The organism is Synechococcus sp. Lug-A, assembly GCF_024345655.1.
GTDB lineage: Bacteria > Cyanobacteriota > Cyanobacteriia > PCC-6307 > Cyanobiaceae > MW101C3.
The window spans coordinates 171,713-190,508 of record NZ_JAGQBN010000002.1; the positions used below are offsets into that span (position 1 = coordinate 171,713).

General features: G+C 64.0%; 19 protein-coding genes. 11 read left to right on the forward strand and 8 right to left on the reverse strand.

Translation table 11 applies throughout. The features are described from left to right. Window positions 1–3 precede the first annotated feature (3 nt). Window positions 4–378, reverse strand: coding sequence for a DUF411 domain-containing protein (locus KBY86_RS02290; RefSeq protein WP_255100942.1), 375 nt, complete (start codon window positions 376–378; stop codon window positions 4–6). Between the two features lie 283 nt (window positions 379–661). On the opposite strand from KBY86_RS02290, the gene KBY86_RS02295 reads away from it, so the two are divergent. Continuing rightward, entirely contained in the window at window positions 662–1,399 is a 738-nt protein-coding gene (locus KBY86_RS02295; RefSeq protein ID WP_094510553.1) for a DUF305 domain-containing protein, read from the forward strand. Window positions 1,400–1,454: 55 nt separating this feature from the next. Continuing rightward, on the forward strand, window positions 1,455–3,653 hold the full coding sequence (locus KBY86_RS02300; protein WP_255100943.1) for a heavy metal translocating P-type ATPase: 2,199 nt from the start codon (window positions 1,455–1,457) through the stop codon (window positions 3,651–3,653). Between the two features lie 31 nt (window positions 3,654–3,684). On the opposite strand, the gene KBY86_RS02305 is transcribed toward KBY86_RS02300, so the two are convergent. Genes KBY86_RS02305 through KBY86_RS02315 form a run of 3 tightly spaced genes read right to left on the reverse strand, consistent with a single transcriptional unit; the run spans window position 3,685 to window position 8,537 of the window. Then, window positions 3,685–4,767 carry a DMT family transporter gene (locus KBY86_RS02305; RefSeq protein WP_255100944.1) on the reverse strand — a complete coding sequence of 361 codons (1,083 nt, stop codon included), beginning with the start codon at window positions 4,765–4,767 and terminating at the stop codon, window positions 3,685–3,687. A 31-nt stretch (window positions 4,768–4,798) separates the two neighbouring features. After that, window positions 4,799–7,918, reverse strand: a complete 3,120-nt coding sequence (locus tag KBY86_RS02310) for an efflux RND transporter permease subunit (RefSeq protein ID WP_255100945.1) — start codon at window positions 7,916–7,918, stop codon at window positions 4,799–4,801. Between the two features lie 43 nt (window positions 7,919–7,961). Further along, window positions 7,962–8,537 carry a hypothetical protein gene (locus KBY86_RS02315; protein WP_255100946.1) on the reverse strand — a complete coding sequence of 192 codons (576 nt, stop codon included), beginning with the start codon at window positions 8,535–8,537 and terminating at the stop codon, window positions 7,962–7,964. A gap of 123 nt (window positions 8,538–8,660) precedes the next feature. Here KBY86_RS02315 and rppA point away from each other — a divergent pair, with 123 nt between their 5' ends. After that, window positions 8,661–9,371 carry a two-component system response regulator RppA gene (gene rppA / locus KBY86_RS02320; RefSeq protein WP_255100947.1) on the forward strand — a complete coding sequence of 237 codons (711 nt, stop codon included), beginning with the start codon at window positions 8,661–8,663 and terminating at the stop codon, window positions 9,369–9,371. Window positions 9,372–9,400: 29 nt separating this feature from the next. Then, window positions 9,401–10,774, forward strand: coding sequence for a two-component system sensor histidine kinase RppB (rppB, locus tag KBY86_RS02325; protein WP_255100948.1), 1,374 nt, complete (start codon window positions 9,401–9,403; stop codon window positions 10,772–10,774). A 12-nt stretch (window positions 10,775–10,786) separates the two neighbouring features. Here the strand turns inward: rppB and KBY86_RS02330 are convergent, their stop codons facing one another. From KBY86_RS02330 to KBY86_RS02340, 3 genes are read right to left on the reverse strand one after another with little or no spacing between them, the layout of a single operon-like run. Further along, window positions 10,787–11,053: a hypothetical protein gene (locus KBY86_RS02330; protein WP_261346487.1), complete on the reverse strand. Its 267-nt coding sequence runs from the start codon at window positions 11,051–11,053 to the stop codon at window positions 10,787–10,789. Between the two features lie 14 nt (window positions 11,054–11,067). After that, entirely contained in the window at window positions 11,068–11,322 is a 255-nt protein-coding gene (locus tag KBY86_RS02335; protein WP_255100950.1) for a DUF3721 domain-containing protein, read from the reverse strand. 46 nt (window positions 11,323–11,368) lie between these two features. Continuing rightward, a complete protein-coding gene (locus KBY86_RS02340; RefSeq protein ID WP_094510545.1) occupies window positions 11,369–11,584 on the reverse strand; it encodes a DUF3721 domain-containing protein in 216 nt (71 codons plus the stop codon). A 63-nt stretch (window positions 11,585–11,647) separates the two neighbouring features. Here KBY86_RS02340 and KBY86_RS02345 point away from each other — a divergent pair, with 63 nt between their 5' ends. From KBY86_RS02345 to KBY86_RS02375, 7 genes are all read left to right on the forward strand, one after another. Beyond that, window positions 11,648–12,064: a heavy metal-responsive transcriptional regulator gene (locus KBY86_RS02345; protein WP_255100951.1), complete on the forward strand. Its 417-nt coding sequence runs from the start codon at window positions 11,648–11,650 to the stop codon at window positions 12,062–12,064. Between the two features lie 233 nt (window positions 12,065–12,297). Beyond that, a complete protein-coding gene (locus KBY86_RS02350) occupies window positions 12,298–12,819 on the forward strand; it encodes a DUF305 domain-containing protein (protein ID WP_255100952.1) in 522 nt (173 codons plus the stop codon). Between the two features lie 54 nt (window positions 12,820–12,873). Next, on the forward strand, window positions 12,874–13,266 hold the full coding sequence (locus KBY86_RS02355; protein ID WP_255100953.1) for a DUF302 domain-containing protein: 393 nt from the start codon (window positions 12,874–12,876) through the stop codon (window positions 13,264–13,266). A gap of 442 nt (window positions 13,267–13,708) precedes the next feature. After that, window positions 13,709–14,620: a zincin-like metallopeptidase domain-containing protein gene (locus KBY86_RS02360; protein ID WP_255140014.1), complete on the forward strand. Its 912-nt coding sequence runs from the start codon at window positions 13,709–13,711 to the stop codon at window positions 14,618–14,620. A gap of 103 nt (window positions 14,621–14,723) precedes the next feature. Continuing rightward, window positions 14,724–15,158, forward strand: coding sequence for a VOC family protein (locus KBY86_RS02365; protein ID WP_255140015.1), 435 nt, complete (start codon window positions 14,724–14,726; stop codon window positions 15,156–15,158). A gap of 1,244 nt (window positions 15,159–16,402) precedes the next feature. After that, entirely contained in the window at window positions 16,403–16,696 is a 294-nt protein-coding gene (locus KBY86_RS02370; protein ID WP_255140016.1) for a hypothetical protein, read from the forward strand. A 179-nt stretch (window positions 16,697–16,875) separates the two neighbouring features. Further along, complete coding sequence (locus KBY86_RS02375; protein WP_255100957.1) at window positions 16,876–17,040, forward strand: hypothetical protein; 165 nt, start codon at window positions 16,876–16,878, stop codon at window positions 17,038–17,040. Between the two features lie 90 nt (window positions 17,041–17,130). Here the strand turns inward: KBY86_RS02375 and KBY86_RS02380 are convergent, their stop codons facing one another. Further along, a complete protein-coding gene (locus KBY86_RS02380) occupies window positions 17,131–18,357 on the reverse strand; it encodes a hypothetical protein (protein ID WP_255100958.1) in 1,227 nt (408 codons plus the stop codon). Window positions 18,358–18,796: the final 439 nt, after the last annotated feature.

Sequence of the window (18,796 nt, forward strand, 5' to 3'; positions counted from 1 at the left end):
TCCTCATTTGCCGTGCTGGGAGAAACTGCTGATGGCTCCGGTCCGCGTGAAGGCCATCACCGTGAACGCCTCCTTGCCGTAGGCCGATTCCATGCCTGGGGAGCCCAGGGGCATCCCCGGAAGGGCGAGACCCGCCACAGGTGGGCGTTTCTGCAGCAGCCGTTTCACATCGGCGGCAGGAACGTGACCCTCAAGGGCAAATGCAGCCACTTCGGCGGTGTGGCACGAGGCCAGGCGGGCGGGGACCCCCAGGCGTCGCTTGACGACGCCGACATCGGCCACCACGACATCGCGCACTGCGAAGCCATTGGCGCGCATGTGCTGCACCCAGCCCTTGCAGCACCCGCAGCTCGCGGATCGGTAGGAGGTGACCGGCATCAGGGCTGGAGCACTGGCGCGTGCCGGGAGCGACCCTCCCGCTGAGACAACGGCAGCAACAGCGCCGACCCCCAGCAGCAGCCCAAAGAACCGCGAATGACCGCGGAAAGATGTCGAGTCCATGGTCTGCGATGCGGGAATGTCTCAACCGTAGTGCCTCCACTCAGGTGGAGAGTCAAGCCCGTGATGACCGGCATCGACCGGCGCAGATTTGCTGCGCCCTTGGCCCTTGACTCTCCTGTCAAGGGGAGACCATACCGTTGGGAGGTCTCACCTTGCCGACATGTACCCATTCCGCTTCACCGCCACCCTGATCGGTCTGGCCTCTGCCCTCTCCGTTGCGGCTCCTGCCCTGGCCCAGATGCCCGGTGGCATGAATCACGAAGGGCACCAGGGCATGCCAGGGATGATGAACATGCCTGGGATGTCTGCTCCGGCCGGATCCGCCCCGGCCCATGCCGGCCACGCCCACGACGTGGGCCCGGCCGGTGCCACCTACGACCTGCGCTTCATTGACGGGATGGTGCAGCACCACACCGGCGCGCTGCGAATGAGCGAATTTGTGTTCGGCATCGGTTCCCCTGGTGTCGGTGCTCTGGGCAATACGATCTGGCGCGATCAGGCCAACGAAATCCGGGCGATGGGCCTGTGGCGCAAGGCCTGGTACCCCCAGGCACCCGTCTACCCGGTGGCACTGGCGAGCGGCGGTGATCCGAACAGCCTCTCCGGCCTCACGCGCATGAGCCAGGCCCAGATCGATGGCATGCGGATGATGGGCGAGCTCCCCACCAAGGAGAACAGGGTGGTGTGGTTCCTCGAGGGCATGCTTGAGCACCACGCCGGGGCACTGATGATGGCCCACGACGCCCTGGCCAAGAGCACAAACACCACAATCCGGCGCTTTGCTCGCGGCGTGATCGTGGCCCAGCGCGCCGAGATCATCGAACTGCGCAGGATGCTGGCGGTGGAGGGATTGCGCAAGCCGGAGTACTTCAAGTACGACGCGCTGTTCCGTCTTTGAGCGAAAACCTGTTTAAACCACCTTTAGCAAGCCCCATGGATCAGGAGCAGGAAGGATGAACGCTTCGACGAGCTGCAAGGAACACGACCATCACCACATGCCCCCCGGTAGCCACGGCCCGCCGCCCACCGGCGGCGGCAAAGGCATGGCCAAGGATCCGATCTGCGGCATGGTGGTTCCCAGGGCCACAGCCCTCAGCACCCAGCGCGGCGGCCGCGACTACTACTTCTGCAGCCAGAGTTGCCTGCAGACCTTCCAGAATCCCGACCGCGAATTGCGCGTGATGCGCCGTCGCGTGGGCTTCGTGATCGGCGGGGTGCTGGCGCTGGCGCTGTTCCGGGCCGGGGCCTTCATCCTACTGGCCGCTGGGGTGAGTCTGGTGTCCTGGGCTCCTGTGTCCTTCCTGCCCTGGATGAGCTGGGGGAAGTGGCTGTTCTTGCTCGCCACCCCGGTGCAGTTCATCGGTGGTTGGTCGTTCTATACCGGCGCCTGGGCTGCTCTCAAACGCCGCGCCCTCAACATGGACGTGCTGATCGCCCTTGGCACCTCCGTCGCCTACTTCTACAGCGTGGTGGTGGTCTTTGCGCCCACCTGGCTGCCGGTTGGCGTCAGTGAACGGGACGTCTACTTCGAAGTCTCGGCGGTGGTGATTGCCTTCGTGCTGATGGGCAAATACATGGAGGAGATCATCAAGAAACGCTCCTCAGCCGCCGTGCGCAAGTTGCTCGATCTTCAGCCCGCCACGGCCACGGTGATCCGCGAAGGGGTGGAGATGACCGTGCCCGCCGATGCCATCGACACAGGCGAGACGGTGCTGGTGCGGCCGGGCGAGAAGATCCCCGCCGATGGTGTGGTGCTGGATGGCAGCTCCTCGGTGGACGAATCCTTGCTCACCGGTGAATCCCTGCCGGTGGCCAAACAGGCCGGCGCCGAACTGATCGGTGGCACGGTGAATGGATCAGGGCTGCTCCGTTTTCAGGCCAGCCGGGTGGGATCCGACACCTCGCTGGCCCAGATCGTGCGCATCGTGGAAGAGGCCCAGGCCAGCACCGCCAGCGTGCAACGCCTGGCCGATCAGGTCACCGGCTGGTTCGTGCCGGCCGTGGTGTTGATCGCCTTCGCGGCCTTCGCCCTCTGGACCCTGGCGGGCCAGTTCAGCAGTGGTCTGCTGGCCTTCATTGCCGTGCTGGTGATCTCCTGCCCCTGTGCCCTGGGCATCGCCACCCCCGCGGCCCTGATGGTGGGGGTGGGCAAGGGCGCTGAGCAGGGCATCCTGATCCGCAGCGGCGAGGTGCTGGAGCGGGCCGAGAAGCTAACCACCGTGGTCTTCGATAAGACCGGTACGCTCACCTTGGGCAAGCCGATGCTCACCGATCTGGAGCCCCTGGCAAGCCATTCAGAGCCGGAGGTGCTTCAGCTCGCAGGTTCCCTGGAGCATGGCTCCGAACACCCATTGGCGGCGGCGATTGCCGAGGCCGTTGCAGAGCGCCATCTGGAGCTGTTGCCGTTGGAGCAGTTTGCGGCCCAGGTGGGTGAGGGCATCACCGCCATAGAGGGCGGGGACGTCGTCTGGTTCGGCAACCGTTCCCTGGCGAGCCGCTTCCTGCCCCGGCTTCCCGAACCTGTAGAGGGCCAGCTCGCTGGGCTCGAGGCCCAGGGGAAAACGGCCATGCTGCTGGGGCGCGCCGATCAGATCCTTGGGGTGATCGCCGTGGCCGATACGGTCAGACCCGAGGCCGAGCAGGTCGTGGCCCTGCTGCTGCGCCGTGGCGTGCGGGTGATCATGCTCAGCGGCGACAACCGCACCACCGCAGAAGCGATTGCCGCCCAGGTGGGGATCACCGAGGTGATCGCAGAGGTGCGGCCTGCTGATAAGGCCGGAACGATCAAGTCCCTGCAGTTGGATGGGCAGAACGTGGCCATGGTGGGCGATGGCGTCAATGACGCCCCAGCCCTGGCCACCGCCAACATCGGCATCGCCATCGGCTCCGGTTCGGATGTGGCCAAGGAAGCCGGTGACATCATCTTGATGGGCAACGACGTGCGGCTGGTCGTGACCGCCATCGGCCTGTCGCGGGCCACCATGCGCAAGATCCGCCAGAACCTCTTCTGGGCCTTCATCTACAACGGGATCGGCATCCCGATTGCTGCCCTCGGATGGCTGAACCCGATGATCGCCGGTGCGGCAATGGCCCTGAGTTCGCTGTCGGTGATCGTCAACTCGTCGTTGTTGCGTCGCTACCGAGCGGCTTGATCAGGACGTAGCGCCTGCCTCCTCCCGCTGCCTACCCGTGGCGATGGCGGTGGTGGGCATCGCTCACGTGGGGATGGTCATGATCGATCGATTCATGCAGATGGTCGTGGGCATGCCAGTAGGCCCCCCGGGGCCCCTGCAGCGGTAGATCCTCCACACGGTGGTCATGGGCGTGATGGGGATCGCCGCCGGCCGGGTCGTGGTGATGCCGGTGCGCATGCAGCAGGGCTGTGTGGTGGTGCCGGTGGGTGTGATCGTCCCGGAGCAGCACGCCCACCCCAACCATCATCAGGAGCGAAGCGAGCGCCTGGGGGATGGTGAAGGCTTCGCGCAACACCAGCACTGAGAACACCACCCCCACGAACGGCGCGGTGGCGAACACCACCGCTTCTCGGGCGGCACCCAGCTCGCGGAGGGCCAGCAGATCGAGCCAGATCGAGAGCCCGTAGCCCACGGCCCCTATCGCCAGGGCGGCCAGCAGCCCGGGCCCGGTGGGGAACCGCTGGCCGAGGCCCATGGCCAGCAGCAACATCGGCACCGAGGCTCCGAAGGCCTTGAGCAGGGAGATCTGGAGCGGATTGCGCAGGCTCAGCCGCTGGCTGAGGTTGTTGTCGATGCCCCAGGCCAGGCAGGCCGACCCGATCAACAGTCCCCCCTGGACCGTCGTCCCGCCCAGCGATCCCACCGAAAGAAACACGGCACCTGCCACGATCAGGGCCGCGGCGATCAAGCCGTTGCGGCTGAGGTGCTCCCGGCCGATCAGCACCGCGATCAGCATCGTGAACACCGCCTCCAGATTCAGCAGCAGCGAGGCCGACCCGGCGGACAGCAAGGTGAGCCCCTGCACCAGGCACAGGGGCCCGACGATGCCCCCCACCACCGTGAGCCCCATCAGGGGGGCCAGATCGCGTCGCTGAACCGGCGACTCTGCCTGCTGGCGGCCCCCGGCGGCCCGCACCACCAGCAGAGCCAGGGCGGCTCCGGCGTAGAGCAGGGCCGCGATCATCAACGGCGAGGCTTCGCAGCTGATCACGCTGATCAACGGCGCACTGAGCCCGAAGAACACGGCGGCCAGCAGGCCGGCGACCAGCCCCCGCCGCTGGGGGTTCGCCATGGCACTCGAGGCAGGACCTCGGATCATGGGATCAAGCCTCGCGCACAGCTGGTTTGAGACGGGGAAGCAACCAGCCACCAAAACGGGCGTAGAGGGCCGGCAGCACCAGCAAGGTGAGGATGGTGGAGGTGATCAAGCCACCCAGCACCACAATCGCCAGCGGTTGGAGGATCTCGTTGCCCGCCCCGAAGGCCAGGGCTAGGGGCAGCGTGCCCAGAGCCGACGTGAGGGCCGTCATCAGGATCGCGTTGAGGCGCTGAAGGCTGCCGGCGCGGATCACCTCCTTGAGCTCCATTCCTTCCGCGTGGCGGCGGTTGTAGTTGTCCACCAGCAGCAGGCCATTGCGGACCGCCACCCCGAACAGGGTGATGAACCCAATCAGGGAGGCCACCGAGAGCACACCGCCGGTGAGCAGGATGGCCACCAGGCCACCGACCAGGGCCAGGGGCAGGTTGAGGAGGATGGCGATCGTGGCCGGTAGTGATTTCACAGACACGAACATCAATACGGCGATCACCATCATGGCCAACAGGCTGTAGATCACCAGGTTGGCGGTGGCTCGCTCCTCCGATTCGAACTGACCGCCGTAGCGGATCAGATAGCCGCTGGGCAATTTGATCATGCTGTCGATGGTCTTCTGGATGTCGCCGACGACCGTTCCCAGCGCCCGGCCGCTGACGTTGGTGGACACGACGATCAAGCGGGAAACATTCTCCCGATTCACCACATTGGCGCCCAGGCCGTAGTCGATGGTGGCCAGGCTTCCCAGCGGCAGCAAGGTGCCGGCGGGGGTGGCGATCGGTATGGCCCGTAGGGCATCGAGGCTGTTACGGGAGTCCTCGGGCAGCATCACCACCACATCGGTGCGATCGGTGCCGTTGCTCACCACCTGTCCCACCGTCTTGCCGTTCAGGGCGATCTCCACCGCATCGGCGAGTTGCTGCATCGTGAGCCCATTGGCGGTGGCGGCCTGACGATCGAAGGCGATCTGCACCTGCTGGATCGGCAACTGGGGTTCGAGTTGCAGATCCACCACCCCCTGGATCGGCTCAATCGCATCCCGCACCTGCTCGCCGATCCTGCGCAGCTCCGCCAGATCTGGCCCGTAGATCTTGATGGCGATGGCACTGCGCACACCCGAGAGCACCTCATCCATGCGGTGGGAGATGAAGCCACCGATGTTCGGGGCCACCCCGGGCAGCTTCAGGAAGGCCTCTCGTAGCTGTGCGATGGCGGCAGGCCGATCCTTCATCGCCTGATCGCTCAACTCCACATCCACATGGGCCAGGTTGACGCCTGCGCCATCGGCATCACCCGGGGCCCGCCCGGTCCGCACCTGCACCCACTCAAACAGGGGATTCGCTTTGAGGGTGCCCGAGAGGGCCAGGCCGGCACGGTTGGTCATCTCCAGCGACACGCCGGGGTAGAGCACCATCGAGTTCACCAGCGATTTCTCGCGGAACTCCGGCAGGAACACCCGCCCAAGGCTGGGCAGGATGGCGCAGGCCACAACCACGATCGCCAGAGCTGCGGCCAGCACCCGCTTGGGGGAGAACAGCGCCACCTCCAGCAGGGGCCGGTAAGCCCGCTCTGCCCAGTTGGCCACCCAGGTGTTCTCGGGGGGGAGACGAGTGTTTGTCAGGAGGATGGCGCAGAGCGCTGGCGTGAGCGTGAGCGCCACCAGGCTGGAGGCCGCGATCGAGAACAGGTAGGCAAGGCCCATCGGCGCGAAGATCCGCCCTTCCACCCCCGTGAGGCTGAAGATCGGTGCGAACACCACCACGATGATCACCGAGGAAAGGATCACCGGCTGGCGCACCTCCACCGACGCCTCGAACACCACCTGCAGCGGATTCCTGGGATGGGCGATCACCTGGTTCTGGCGCAGCCCCGTGTAGACGTTCTCCATGTCGACGATGGCGTCGTCGACCACCGAGCCGATGGCGACCACAAGACCACCGAGGGTCATGGTGTTGATCTCCAGCCCGAAGGCACGCATCAGCATCAGGCCGATCACCAGTGACAGAGGGATGGCACTGAGGGTGATGACGGCGGTGCGCCAGTTCATCAGGAACAGCACCATCACCACCGAGACGATCACGATCCCTTCGATCAAGGAAGCGCTGACGTTCTTGATCGCTGTGTCAATGAAATTGGCCTGCCGGAAGGTGCGCTTCACCTGAATATCACCCGGCAGGGTTTTACTGAGGGCGGCGATCAGCTCCTCCACCTCACGGGTGACTCTGGGGGTGTCGATGTCGGGCTGTTTGTTGATCATCAGCACGACCGCCGGCTTGCCGTTGAAGCTGCCATCGCCGCGCTTGAGGGCACTGGCCAGCCGCACCTCGGCGACATCACCGAGCTGGAGCGTTTGCCCCTTGTTGTCTGTGACCACCGAATCGGCAAGATCCTCGCTGCTGCTGGCCTGGCCGCTGGCGCGGATCAGCTTCTCCTGCCCGCCCGCGATCAGAAAGCCGCCCGGCGCGTTGGCGCTGGCGGCAGCCGCCGCCTCGGCCACGGCCTGCAACGACACCTTGCGGGCCAGAAGCTGTTGAGGATTGATCAGGATCTGCTGCTGGGCCTCCTCACCGCCGTAAAGGGTCACCTGGGAGACACCGGGCACCGCCAGGATCTGGTTGTTGAAGGTGGTGGCGACGATCCGGCGCAGCTCCATCGCTGAGGTTGGTCCGCCGCCCTTCAGCGTGAAGGCGTACTGCAGGATCGTGCCCAGCGGCGACACCAACGGCGAGATCGCTGGGGCGCTGGCATTGACAGGCAACTCCGCCTCGATCTGCTGCAGGCGCTCCGCCACCGATTGACGGGCCCGGTTGATGTCGGCGTTCTGAGCAAAGACCACCTGCACCATCGAGAGCCCCACCTTCGAGGAGGAGCGCACCGTTTCCACTCCCGGCAGCCCGTTGACCGCCGATTCGATCGGCACGGTGATGCGTCGCTCCACCTCCTCCGGCGCCAGGCCGTCAGCGGTGGTCTGCACATCCACCTGGGGTGGGGCGAACTGGGGGAACACATCAAGGGGCATCCGGCTGAGGATGGACAGGCCCCAGAGGCTGATCAGGATGGCGGCAACAACAACCAGCCAGCGCTTGGCGATCGAGGTCCGCAGCGTCTGGTTGAGCAGGCGATTGAGCATGGGATGGGATGAGGTGGGCGGAGAGAACGACGGGCTCAGGGGATCAGTTCTTCTTGCCCAGGCGCGAGGCCACGACCACACCACCCACCACCAGCACGGCAGCGCCGGCTCCGATCACCAGGGGGTTGAGCCCTTCTGCGGCTGTGGATGTGGTGGCTGAGGCTGAGGCCGCTGGGGCTTTCGGGGTGGACCCTTCCCCGTTGGGTGCGGCGGCGCTCTGGCTCTTCTTGGACTCGGCGTAGAGCGAGAGGGCTCCCTGGGTCACCACGCTGTCCCCGGGCGAGATGCTGCCGTCGGTGATTTCGATCTGATCGCCCTGGCTGGCGCCGGCCTGGAGGAAGACCGGGTCGTAGGTGGTGCCGCTCTTTACGAACGCCAGGGGCTTGCCATCCGCATCCACCACCGCCGCCACCGGAATGGTGACCACACCACCGGCTTCAGCGGCGGGGGCGGTGGTGATGCCCAGCAGGGAATCGATCTCCGCGCTGGCCTTCACCTGGCGCACATTCCCTTTCTGCTGAAACTCATCGCCGTGCCCCACGTGGGCCATGGCGGGGCTGAGGCCACCGGGTACCACGGTTCCGAGGCTGAGGCTGGTGGCCAGAAGAAGGGCGCGCATGCTGCTGCTGCCGCGAGGGCAGGACAAGGACCCGCCGAGGATGCCGCAAGGGGGATGAAAAACAGGTGAAACCGGCTGCGCTACCTAGGATCAGCCGCAATCTCTGACTTCTGTTCCAGGCCCATGCCCCTGCGCATCCTGCTGGTGGAGGACGAAGCCGAGCTGGCCGGAGCGATTCAGGTGGTGCTCAGGGCCGAGCAGCATGTCGTCGATCACGTGGCGGAGGGCCTGGGGGCCTGGAGCCTGCTGCGCAGCGAGCTGGCCAGCTACAACCTGCTGATCGTTGATTGGATGTTGCCGGGTCTTTCAGGCCCGGAACTCTGCCGGCGGGTGCGCGGGGCTGGCCTCACCCTGCCGGTGCTGATGCTTACGGCGCTGGCCGACACCAGCCACCGGGTGCAAGGCCTTGATGCCGGCGCCGACGACTACCTGAGCAAGCCCTTCGCGATGGAGGAACTGCTGGCGAGGATCCGGGCGCTGCAGCGCCGCCAGCCCAACTATCGCGAGCCACTGCTCAATTCCGGGCCTTATGTGCTGGATCTGGCCGAGGGCTGCCTCACCGTTCAGCGGGGAAAGGAAACCACCAGGATCACCCTCTCCACCAAGGAACTGCAGCTGATGGCCTATTTCATGGAGCATCCGCGGGAGATCATTCCAGGAGCGCGGCTGCGGTCCCAGCTCTGGTCGCTGGATGAGGATCCGATCAGCAATGTGGTGGCGGCCCAGGTGCGTCTGCTGCGGCGCAAGATCGCCAGTTACGGGCTGGCCTGTCCGATTGCCACGGTCCCATCGAAGGGTTACCGCTTTGATCCTGAGCCGGAGGAAGAGCAATAGAACGGCTCGCCTTGGCCAGGCCTGGACCCATGTCCCGGAGCCGCCTACAACTGGCGGCTGTTTACCTGGCGGTGATTGGGGTGATTCTCTATGGCGCTGGCCTTGGCATGTTTGGCCTGTTGATGCGCTCCAACTGGTCGGCCCTTGAGCGCGAGGTGGAAACCGTGGCCGGCACCTTGCATGACAGCCTCAAGCCGTTGCTGCCCGCGGAAGCCAGGCCCTCGCCCCAGCTGGCCGCGGTGCTGCCTGGCCTTTGTCTGGTCGGATCCCCCTGTCAGCCGGCCCCCTCACTGATCCCTCGCCATGCTGTGAGCATCACGGACTCGGAGCGGTTCTACCTGCGCCTGCTGGATCCCCGTGGTGTGCTGATCGCCCACTCCCCGGGATCGCCAAGGGTCAAGCCTGAACGCCCCGGCCCCACCTGGATGGTGGTGGCAGGGCTGGGAGGCGATCGCTTTCTGCAGTATTCGATCCACCTGCACCGTTCCCACACGCCAGCGCACCCTGGCGCGAATGCGCAGGAACTGGATTGGGGGTATCTGCAAATCGGACGCAGTTTGAGCGGGCTCGACGCAGAGCGGGAGCGGCTCTGGTGGGCAATCCAGACGATTGTTGTGCTCGCCCTGCTGGTGGCAGGCCTGGCCAGTTGGTGGCTGTCCGGTCTGGCGATGCGACCGCTGCTGGCGGCGTACCGGCAGCAGGAGCAGTTCACCGCCGATGCGGCACACGAACTCCGCGCACCTCTGGCCAACCTGCTGGCTGTGGTGGAGGCCCACAAGACGCAACTGTCAGCTGAACCCCTCGCCGGAGAGCGCGCGCTGGCGGTGGTCTACGGGCAGGGTAAGCGGCTGAGCCGCTTGATCAGTGACCTGCTACTGCTGGCCCGACTCGATGGTCCCGAGGCCGGAGCGGGCCTGCAGCCCTGCTCCTTTACACAGATCGCGCGCGATCTGCTGGAGGAGACCAGCGAGGGGGCGTCGATTGCCGAGGTGCAGCTCCGCCTGCAGGGTGGTGATGACGATCTCAACGTGTTCGGGGTGGAATCGGAGCTCTATCGGCTCGTTTCCAACCTGCTCTTGAACGCGATTCACTACACGCCCCCAGGCGGAGAGGTGGTGCTGAGCCTGAGGCGCGAGGGAAGTCATGGGCTGCTGGAGGTGCAGGACAGCGGCATCGGCATCGCTCCATGCGATCAGCAACGCATCTTTGATCGCTTCTTCCGCAGTGATCCCGGGCGTTCCCGCCAGCAGGGCGGCACCGGCCTTGGCCTCTCGATCGTGGCGGCGATCGTGCGCCGCCACCGGGGGGCGATCACGGTGCGCTCGGATGGGCACTCCGGCAGCTGTTTCACGGTGACCCTGCCTCTGGCCGCGAACTCCCCCGGGTTGCCTGTCCCCCGCTGATCGCCGTCCTGCTCAGAACGGTGGGCTGGCGGGCGTCCCCCTGCGGCGATCCAGCAGCAGTCCCAGGCCGGAGCCGATGACGAACAGGGTAAGCAGCGCCAGGATCGAGGAGTACCAGGGCTGCAGATTGATAAGGCCGAAGTTGCCCGTGTGCAGCTTCATCAGCCAGAAGGCCTCGATCCCCTGGGCCGAGAGGGCGCCGTAGAGCGAGCCGGAGAGCGCAGTGAGCAGCAGTGGCAGGGCGGCCAGGGGCACGAGGCTGCGGTGCACCCGGCGCATGAGGTGATGGCGGCTCACTCGTTCTGAAGCGCCTTGTGCAGTTGCTGTTCATTGGCACAGGGCATCCACAAGGAGCCCATCGCAAAAGTGCCTTTGCACTTGAGCTCAGCAGCGCGCTGCTCCGCCTCCTGCTTTGTTTTGAACATGCCCTTCATGTGCGCGGCGGCGGGCGGAGTGATGAAGAGCGGGGAGAAGGTCGTCGCTGCAAGGGCAGCCAGCAGAGCCCACCGGCTTCCTTTCAAGAGGGGGATGGCGTGGTGCTGATTCATCGAGTGGTAACCGCGTTGGTAAAGGAAACAGAGCAGAAATGTGGAGTCACTTCTCCTTGGAAACGGCCTTTTGATAGACATCAAAGTTCTGACACGGCATCCAGTCCTTGCCCATCGCAAAGACACCGCTGCACTTCAGCTCCTTCGCACGTACTTCCGCAGCGGCCTTGCTCGGGAACATGTCGTAGGCCTGGGCGCGGGCGGCGCCAGGGGACAGGCAGCCAGCGGCCAGCAGGACAAAAGCCAGGGCGATACGGTTCACGGAATGCCAGGGAAAAGTCAGAGATCCATTTTAGAGTCTCCCCATAGATGGAGAGTCAAGCCCATGGTGGCCATCGGCGTCACGACTGGCATGAAGATCGGTGCCCTCGCTGGCCGCAGTGGCCTGCCGGTCAAGACCCTGCGCTACTACGAAGAGTTGGGGCTGCTCCCGGCGATCGGCCGCAGCGAAGGCGGCTTCCGCCTGTTCGCTGAAGAGAGCCTGCGGCGCCTGGAGTTCATCCGTCGGCTCAAGACCCTGGGGCTCAGCCTGGAGGAAATCCAGGGCTGCCTGGCGGTGCACGACGCCGGTGAGCTGCCCTGCGGCGACATCGAGATCCAGCTGGGGCGTCAGATCGAGCGGATCGATGGCCAGATCAAGGAGCTCAGGCAACTCAGAAAGGAACTGCAGGACTTGCTGGCTAGCTGGCAGAGCGATCCCGTCAAGGACGGCGATCTGATCTGCCCCAATCTTCAGGTGTGACAGCTGGCATGTGAAGCAATGACCCGCAGCTTCGTCCAGTTTGCTTCTGCGTCCCCATGTTGATGACAGGCAGAACCCAGGGAGGAGAACTGATGAACCATCACCGTCTCGCGACGACAACAGGATTGGGAGTGCTTGTCCTGTCCCTGGCGGCTCCAGCACTGTCACAGCCACCCGCCTCAGCGGTCCCACCAGTAGGCGGGATGGGATCGGGGATGATGGGTGGGGGGCTGATGGGCTCCCAGTCGATGGATCAGCACTTCATCGTGATGATGATCCCTCACCACGACGGGGCGATCGCCATGGCCGATCTTGCCCTCACCCGAGCTAAGCGGCCCAAGATCAAAGAGCTGGCCAGGAACATCAAGGCCAGCCAGACCAGTGAGAACGCTCAGATGCGCACCTGGTACCGGCAGTGGTACGGCGGCGACGTTCCCGCCATGACGCGTAGTGGAGCCATGGGCATCGGGGGAATGGGTGGTGGCATGGGCCCTGGTATGGGCATGAGCTGCTGCAGCGGAATGGAAATGATGGGCACGAGCCTGGCCGCCCTCAAGAACGCCGCCGACTTCGATCGGGCCTTCATTGAGCAGATGATTCCCCACCACCGCATGGGCGTGATGATGGCCTCGATGGCCCAGAACAGCAGCCAGCATCCGCAGCTGAAGGCGATGCAGCAGGCGATGGTCAAGGAGCAGAGCAGGGAGATCGAGCAGATGACTCAGTGGTATCGCAACTGGTACGGAACGACCTGACTCTTATCAAGGACGGCTCAGACGGACTCCGCATCTTCCAACCCAACACCAGCCATGGATCCGTTCTTCATAACCGACACACCGAAAACCTTCGAGGAGACCAGTGCCGCCCTCCAGGAGGCAGTGGTGGACCACGGCTTCGGCGTACTGGCAGTACATGATCTGGGCAACACCCTGCGCAGCAAAGGTCTGCCATTCCCAGAGCAGTGCCGCATCTTCGAGGTGTGCAACCCTCAGCAGGCCGCCGCAGTGCTTAGCACCTCAATGGCGCTCAACATGGCCTTGCCGTGCAGGATTTCGGTCTACACCGAAGCCGGCCAGACCCGCCTCGGCATGATTCGCCCCGAGGTGATGCTCGCGGGCCTCTCGGCTGATCCGTCCCTGCAGGAGGTGGCCCGAGCCGTGGAGGCCTCCACTACGGCGATCATTAAGGCCACTGCGGCCTAGTCGCATGGCAGATCCCGCTGAAGCCTCGATGCGGAGCAGCTCAGTAAGAAGGGACCGCCTGCTGATGAGCTCTGGCGGGGCGGGATCGGGGTTTCTGGCGACTATGGGCTAGCCAACAGATGTGTGGTTGGCGCTGGCATCTTTTCCCTCCAGATGAATGTCAAGGGGGGCGTCTTCCTGGTTCATGTCATCAAGCGCAGGGTTCCTCAGCATGCGCGGCCGCACAAGGGCTGACGCAAGCTGGCCCGCCTTCCGCGCGAAGCGCCTGGGGCACTGGCTTGTGCCTTAGTGCCTGGGCCAGCCCTTGCTGCTGGCCGTGCTGGTGCTTCGGGTCCTGTGCTGTTGCCTGATGGCTGCTGTTTCTTCTTCCTCCCGCTCCCGGTCCAAGTCCCGCTCCAGAAGCAACCACCGGCAGGGAGAGGCTTCTTCTACAGAGAAGCTGGTGGAGGCGATCATCCAGCTGCTGGAGGCTGGCACTACGCCCTGGCGGAGGGAGTGGGACGCCTCTGGTGGTGGGCACCACGTCAACCTGATCTCAGGGCATCGCTACCAGGGAGCGAACCCGATCCTGTTGACCTTCGGGATGCACCTGAGGGCTTCAGCGCTGCCCTACTGGTGCGGGTTTGCTGAGGCCAAGGCTTTGGGGATGTTCACCCGCAAGGGCTCTCAGGGGGTGCGGATCCTGAGGCCGCAGGTGAACCGGGTGGCAGGTGACACGGAGCGGTCGGGGAGCCTGGACGCATCGACAGCCACCCCAGGCATCAAGCCGGACGACGCGCCTACAGACCGGGTATGGATGAGCTTCCGGCCCGTGGTGGTGTTCAACGCGATCGACCTGGAAGGTGACGCCCTTGCTGGTTGGGTGGAGCAGAGGCAAGCAGAAGCAGCTGGGGCGGAGCGCAGTGAACCAGACCGCCTGGCTGCAGCAGAAGATCTGCTGGGGGCCTGGCCGGTACCGCTCAGCTTTGGTGGTGAACGCGCCTGCTACCTCCCCCAGATCGATCGGATCCAGCTGCCGGAGCGCGCTGCCTTTCACTCCGCCGCTGGGTTCTACGCCACCTGGGCCCAGGAGGTGATCCACTCCACGAGGCACGCCAGCTGCCTCCAGCGGGATCTGAGCGGGCGGTTTGGTTCTCGGGCCTATGCCCGAGAAGAACTGGTGGCGGAACTCGGTTCAGTCCTGCTGGGGGACCGGTTGGAGATCGGCAGTGCCCTTGAAAACCACGCGGCATACCTGGGGCACTGGCTGGACCTGCTCCGGGAAACTCCACAGGTGTTGTTCCAGGTGCTGGGTGAGGCCAGGCGAGCTGTGGAGCTGGTACTACCAGAGGCTGTAGAAAACGACCCTGGCTGATCGAGCAGGCAGCTTGGTCCGCGCTTGCATAAATGATCCACCAGCCGCTTCACTGGTAGTGGTGAGGAATAAAAAAGCTCTTCCATCCACAGTTGAAACCCCCATGATTAAATACTTTGACCACATCACAGTTGTGATCAGTGATGTTGAAGCGGCCAAGCACTTTTTCGGGCTCCTGGGCTTCAAGGAGAACAAGTCAGTAGTGATCAAGGGTCCCGTATTCTCCAGTTACATGGGGGTGGATGGCATCGAAGCAGAACACATCACACTTGCTTTGGAGAACATCTCACCGCGCATCGAAGTGCAACTGCTGAAGTACCGTCAGCCTGTTCCACTGCCCGCTCCAACGACTGACAGCCTCACCAACCTGGGGTTCAACCATATCTGCTTTACGGTAGATAACCTGGATGCTGAAGTGGAGAGGCTGAAAGCTGCGGGCATCAAGCTACGGAACGAGGTCATGACCTTCCATAGCCGAAAGCTCGTTTTTCTCTGCGGACCAGATGGAATCACCGTGGAGCTGGCTGAATGGGTTTAATTCGGTGCGTCGTGCGGGGGGACAAGCGACTGTGAAACACCGAGTGACTGCCGCTTGCTCTGTTGCTAGGAGCTGGAATATTCATGGCATACTTCCAAATGATTACTACCCGCTGAACGATCAATCTCCTCCTAAGTCTCCAAGCACCTGATCACCTCAGGCTTCACTTTCTGGCCCTGCCTGCCGATGAAGTCGGGGGATGCTGCCGCAACTTAGAAACAATGAGGTCATACTGCAGCATCCTTTTGTTCAATGGTATCCATTCCACAATCCCAAGCCCCACGGCGACGACCGATAGCTCGCCCTACAACGGGCTCACGACTGGCTGATGCCATTGCCCAAGGTCTCACTGAGCTGCGTTCTTACCAGCACGCAAAGAGGACGGCTTGGAAAACCAGTCAATGATGTTCACGTAGTTCCTCCACGCAGTGGGTGACACACTCTCCGTCGTCGAGGGAGCAGGTGGTGATGCATTCAAAATACGCTTCCACAGAATCCCATTTCTTCTCCTGGGAACTATCCATTTCTGGTACCTGCAGCCCATGAGCCATGCCGTTCCCGGCGGGGAGCTGATCAGCCGAATGGGAAACTGGGTAGGTCGAGCGAGCCATGGTCCTTTCTTCTGCGGATATCTCCACCATACGAACATGGTGTTTCAAACACCCATGAAATGAGTCTTCCTGCCTACTCAAGTGTTAAGTTGTTTGTGCTGTTTCCCTGCCAAGTACTCTTGCTTGGCTGATGCAGCTGAACTCAGCTCGCTTGGTGTGATGGTTCAACCCTGCAGCGATCGATCCCACCACCGACAGTGGCGCGGCATTCATGGACCAGCTGTTGTCGTACCAAGCCCTTTTGCTCTGGCTGGTGACTGGCAAAAAGTTAAATGATTCTGTTGTTTAAATTGCCCAAGGTCAATGTCTCGGCGGGGGTTCGGTGGTGGAACTTCTGTTACAGAGCAATCAGCCGGTGACCACCACCGACCAGATGCCTGCTCCAGGGCAGGACGCGATAGCGGTATCGCTCAGGTCATGCCATTCGGCTCGTCAACTAACGCCAATCCTTTGGCCAGGCAGCAGGTGTCCGTCTGGTGATCCCCTCCACCCGAACGTCTAACCCTGCTCCGATTGTTCACCAGCACCCCACCGGCCCGGTTGGGACCGGGGTGGCGGCGGCAACCGGCAAGGGCTGCGCGTTGGACCTGACGCTCCCCCTGCCTGAGTTGCAGCAGACGCTGGCTGGGGACGGTGTTCTACGCCGTTCCTTCCATTGAGCCGACTCCACTCCAACCTGCAACCACCGACCCTCAGACGGCCGCCACGATCGACGCCTGGCAGGTCGCTTGCGCTCAAGGCTGGCAGGTCGCTTGCGCTCAAGGCTGGCAGGAGCCTGAGCCGGAGTGCCTGCAGGCTGAACTCTCCCTACCTGCTACCGACCAGGGGCTGCTGGGTTCGGCCTGGGATAGCTGGTCGTCCAATCCCTATCTGGACCGCCAGCAGGTGGAGGAGCAGCCGGGCTTCTATCCCTTCGAGGAGCCCTGACGCGGCAGTTTCATGGCCGCTTCGCCAGACACCGCAGACCGTAACCCGGTGGGCAGGGTGTTCTTTGGCTGCGCCTCTGGGTCTGCGGCCTGGTCCGTCAAGGGCGTTGCAAGGGCCTGCGGCCCCCTTGACGAACCCGGCCCCGGGTTGCGGGAGCGGTGTTCTTTGGCGCCTCAGCCATGAAAAGCCGCTCGTTCAAGATCACCTGCTGGAAGTGGCTCTACCGCCACACGCGACAACTGCGCTGGTTGGCTGGACTGATCTGGCCCCTGCAGACCTTTCCTCGCCGGCTCGCGATCGAGCTGGAGCTAAGGCGCTGTGAACGCAGCTGGGAGCTGCACTAACGCCTGAGGGGCTGCGGCCCCTCTACCCCCCCTCAGGCGTGACGTGCTGCTCGTCAAGCAGCGCCTGGATGGGTAGTCACAACAGGTTGTTCAGCGGACAAGGGGGAGTGAGCTTGACGGGGTTGTGGTGATCTGCGGGGTCAGCCTTCGCAACTCACTGCCATTGCCCCGACCTGGCAGGGCATGGCCATTGACTAAGAGGGCGTAGCGCAGGATCGCGGCGACGCCAGCGTCATCGGGTAGATCCTCCTGCCGAACCGCCAGCACTTCACCACCCGAGAGCAGCACCCGCTGGGCGATCTCGTCGTACACGCCGTAGCTGTCTGCGCCGGCGATCTCCGCCTCGTCAATGCGGCCGTCGATTTCGTCGATCCGCCCGTTCATCACCCGGTCCATGTCCACCATCAGGCTCTGGACCGCTTCGAAGGTGGCGGCACGGGCGACTTGAGCCACATCGCTGCTGGCACGACCCTCGCTCCCGCGCACAGCGAACTGATCCCGCCAATCGGCGATCCACTGGCGGTTCATGTCGTCGAGCACGGCGCGGGAGGCCTCGGTGAGCTCCGCATCGGAAAGGCGCTCGGGGCTGCCCTCGATGCCGATGGGCGCCAGGTGGGGATAGGTGTTCACCGAGCGGTAGATCGCCCCGAGGCTGTCGACAGCGGCGAGGACCAGCGGGATCATCTGGCCGGCCAAACGCTCACGGAGCGCCTGATCCACCAGGCGGGCGTACTGGCGCAGCCGCACCTTCTTGCCTTCCGAGCCCGTGAGCCGGCCGCTGGGGGAACGGTCGTTGATGCTGGCCTTACCTGCCGCCGAGGCGGCATCGGTGGGCAGATCAGCCAGCCTCACGTTCGCGGCCGGCAGATCGGCGGAGACTTCGATCAGCCGGACCCCGCCCTCCGCTAGCGCCAGCACGTAGCAGGTGTTGCCGAAGGTGGTTGCGCGGAGAAGGGGTTTGAGGTGGAACCGGTCAGAGACCGCCACCAGCGGTTCGACGGTCGTCGGTAGGCGGTAGCTGATCAGATTCTCCGGCGTGGCGTAGACCACCACAGCGTGGGCCTGGAAGCGCCAGAACTCGTCGTCATCGATCAAATCATCGAAGGATTCGCTCAGGGCTTCCAATGCGGCCCGATCGGTGCCCGCGGCTTCCAGCTGGAGGATCGCCTCACCGGCCAGGGCGCGGAACTCAAGCCGGTCCACGTCCGTGTTCGGGGTGATCGGTGTGGTGGGCAGCACGATCGACACGCTGGGATCGTGGCGTCGCTTGGCCAGCGCAGCGAGATCGTCGCGTGTAGGGAGATCAAGATGAAGCATGCCGCGCCAGGGAAACTCCAGCTCCAATTGTGGCCTGAGATCGGTTTGCTGGCCGCTTGAATGCCGGCCACTTCGGTCGTGCGTGATGCGGATCCAAAACAGCTATGGGAGCCAAAAGACCCTGGGTGGTCTAATCCCCCAGCAGCGGCTCGCCCAGTTGGAAGCATGAACAACCTGGTGGGAAACCACACCTTGAGGTTCCCCAGCGCCTGCGGGCTCCGCTCCACCCGCTCGCTCCTGCTCGGGGTCAGGACATCACCGCCCGTGGCGCCGATGTCTTGACCACAGAACGGATGTTCCACAACTTCAGCATCTCCTTTTCCCAGTGGCTCAGCCTGATCGTCATACCGGGTAGTCGGCAGCAAGCCGAAAAAGGTCTTTGCGTCCATCAATGACCAACATGGTCAAACAGGCCTTGAACTCAGGGCAGCGAATTCTG

What these genes read in the sequence shown, in the direction of transcription:
- KBY86_RS02290 (WP_255100942.1), bottom strand. Translation starts at nt 378, where the DNA reads ATGCCGGTCACCTCCTACCGATCCGCGAGCTGCGGGTGCTGCAAGGGC.
- KBY86_RS02295 (WP_094510553.1), top strand. Translation starts at nt 662, where the DNA reads ATGTACCCATTCCGCTTCACCGCCACCCTGATCGGTCTGGCCTCTGCC.
- KBY86_RS02300 (WP_255100943.1), top strand. Translation starts at nt 1,455, where the DNA reads ATGAACGCTTCGACGAGCTGCAAGGAACACGACCATCACCACATGCCC.
- KBY86_RS02305 (WP_255100944.1), bottom strand. Translation starts at nt 4,767, where the DNA reads ATGGCGAACCCCCAGCGGCGGGGGCTGGTCGCCGGCCTGCTGGCCGCC.
- KBY86_RS02310 (WP_255100945.1), bottom strand. Translation starts at nt 7,918, where the DNA reads ATGCTCAATCGCCTGCTCAACCAGACGCTGCGGACCTCGATCGCCAAG.
- KBY86_RS02315 (WP_255100946.1), bottom strand. Translation starts at nt 8,537, where the DNA reads ATGCGCGCCCTTCTTCTGGCCACCAGCCTCAGCCTCGGAACCGTGGTA.
- rppA (WP_255100947.1), top strand. Translation starts at nt 8,661, where the DNA reads ATGCCCCTGCGCATCCTGCTGGTGGAGGACGAAGCCGAGCTGGCCGGA.
- rppB (WP_255100948.1), top strand. Translation starts at nt 9,401, where the DNA reads ATGTCCCGGAGCCGCCTACAACTGGCGGCTGTTTACCTGGCGGTGATT.
- KBY86_RS02330 (WP_261346487.1), bottom strand. Translation starts at nt 11,053, where the DNA reads ATGCGCCGGGTGCACCGCAGCCTCGTGCCCCTGGCCGCCCTGCCACTG.
- KBY86_RS02335 (WP_255100950.1), bottom strand. Translation starts at nt 11,322, where the DNA reads ATGAATCAGCACCACGCCATCCCCCTCTTGAAAGGAAGCCGGTGGGCT.
- KBY86_RS02345 (WP_255100951.1), top strand. Translation starts at nt 11,648, where the DNA reads ATGGTGGCCATCGGCGTCACGACTGGCATGAAGATCGGTGCCCTCGCT.
- KBY86_RS02350 (WP_255100952.1), top strand. Translation starts at nt 12,298, where the DNA reads ATGGGCTCCCAGTCGATGGATCAGCACTTCATCGTGATGATGATCCCT.
- KBY86_RS02355 (WP_255100953.1), top strand. Translation starts at nt 12,874, where the DNA reads ATGGATCCGTTCTTCATAACCGACACACCGAAAACCTTCGAGGAGACC.
- KBY86_RS02365 (WP_255140015.1), top strand. Translation starts at nt 14,724, where the DNA reads ATGATTAAATACTTTGACCACATCACAGTTGTGATCAGTGATGTTGAA.
- KBY86_RS02375 (WP_255100957.1), top strand. Translation starts at nt 16,876, where the DNA reads ATGAAAAGCCGCTCGTTCAAGATCACCTGCTGGAAGTGGCTCTACCGC.
- KBY86_RS02380 (WP_255100958.1), bottom strand. Translation starts at nt 18,357, where the DNA reads ATGCTTCATCTTGATCTCCCTACACGCGACGATCTCGCTGCGCTGGCC.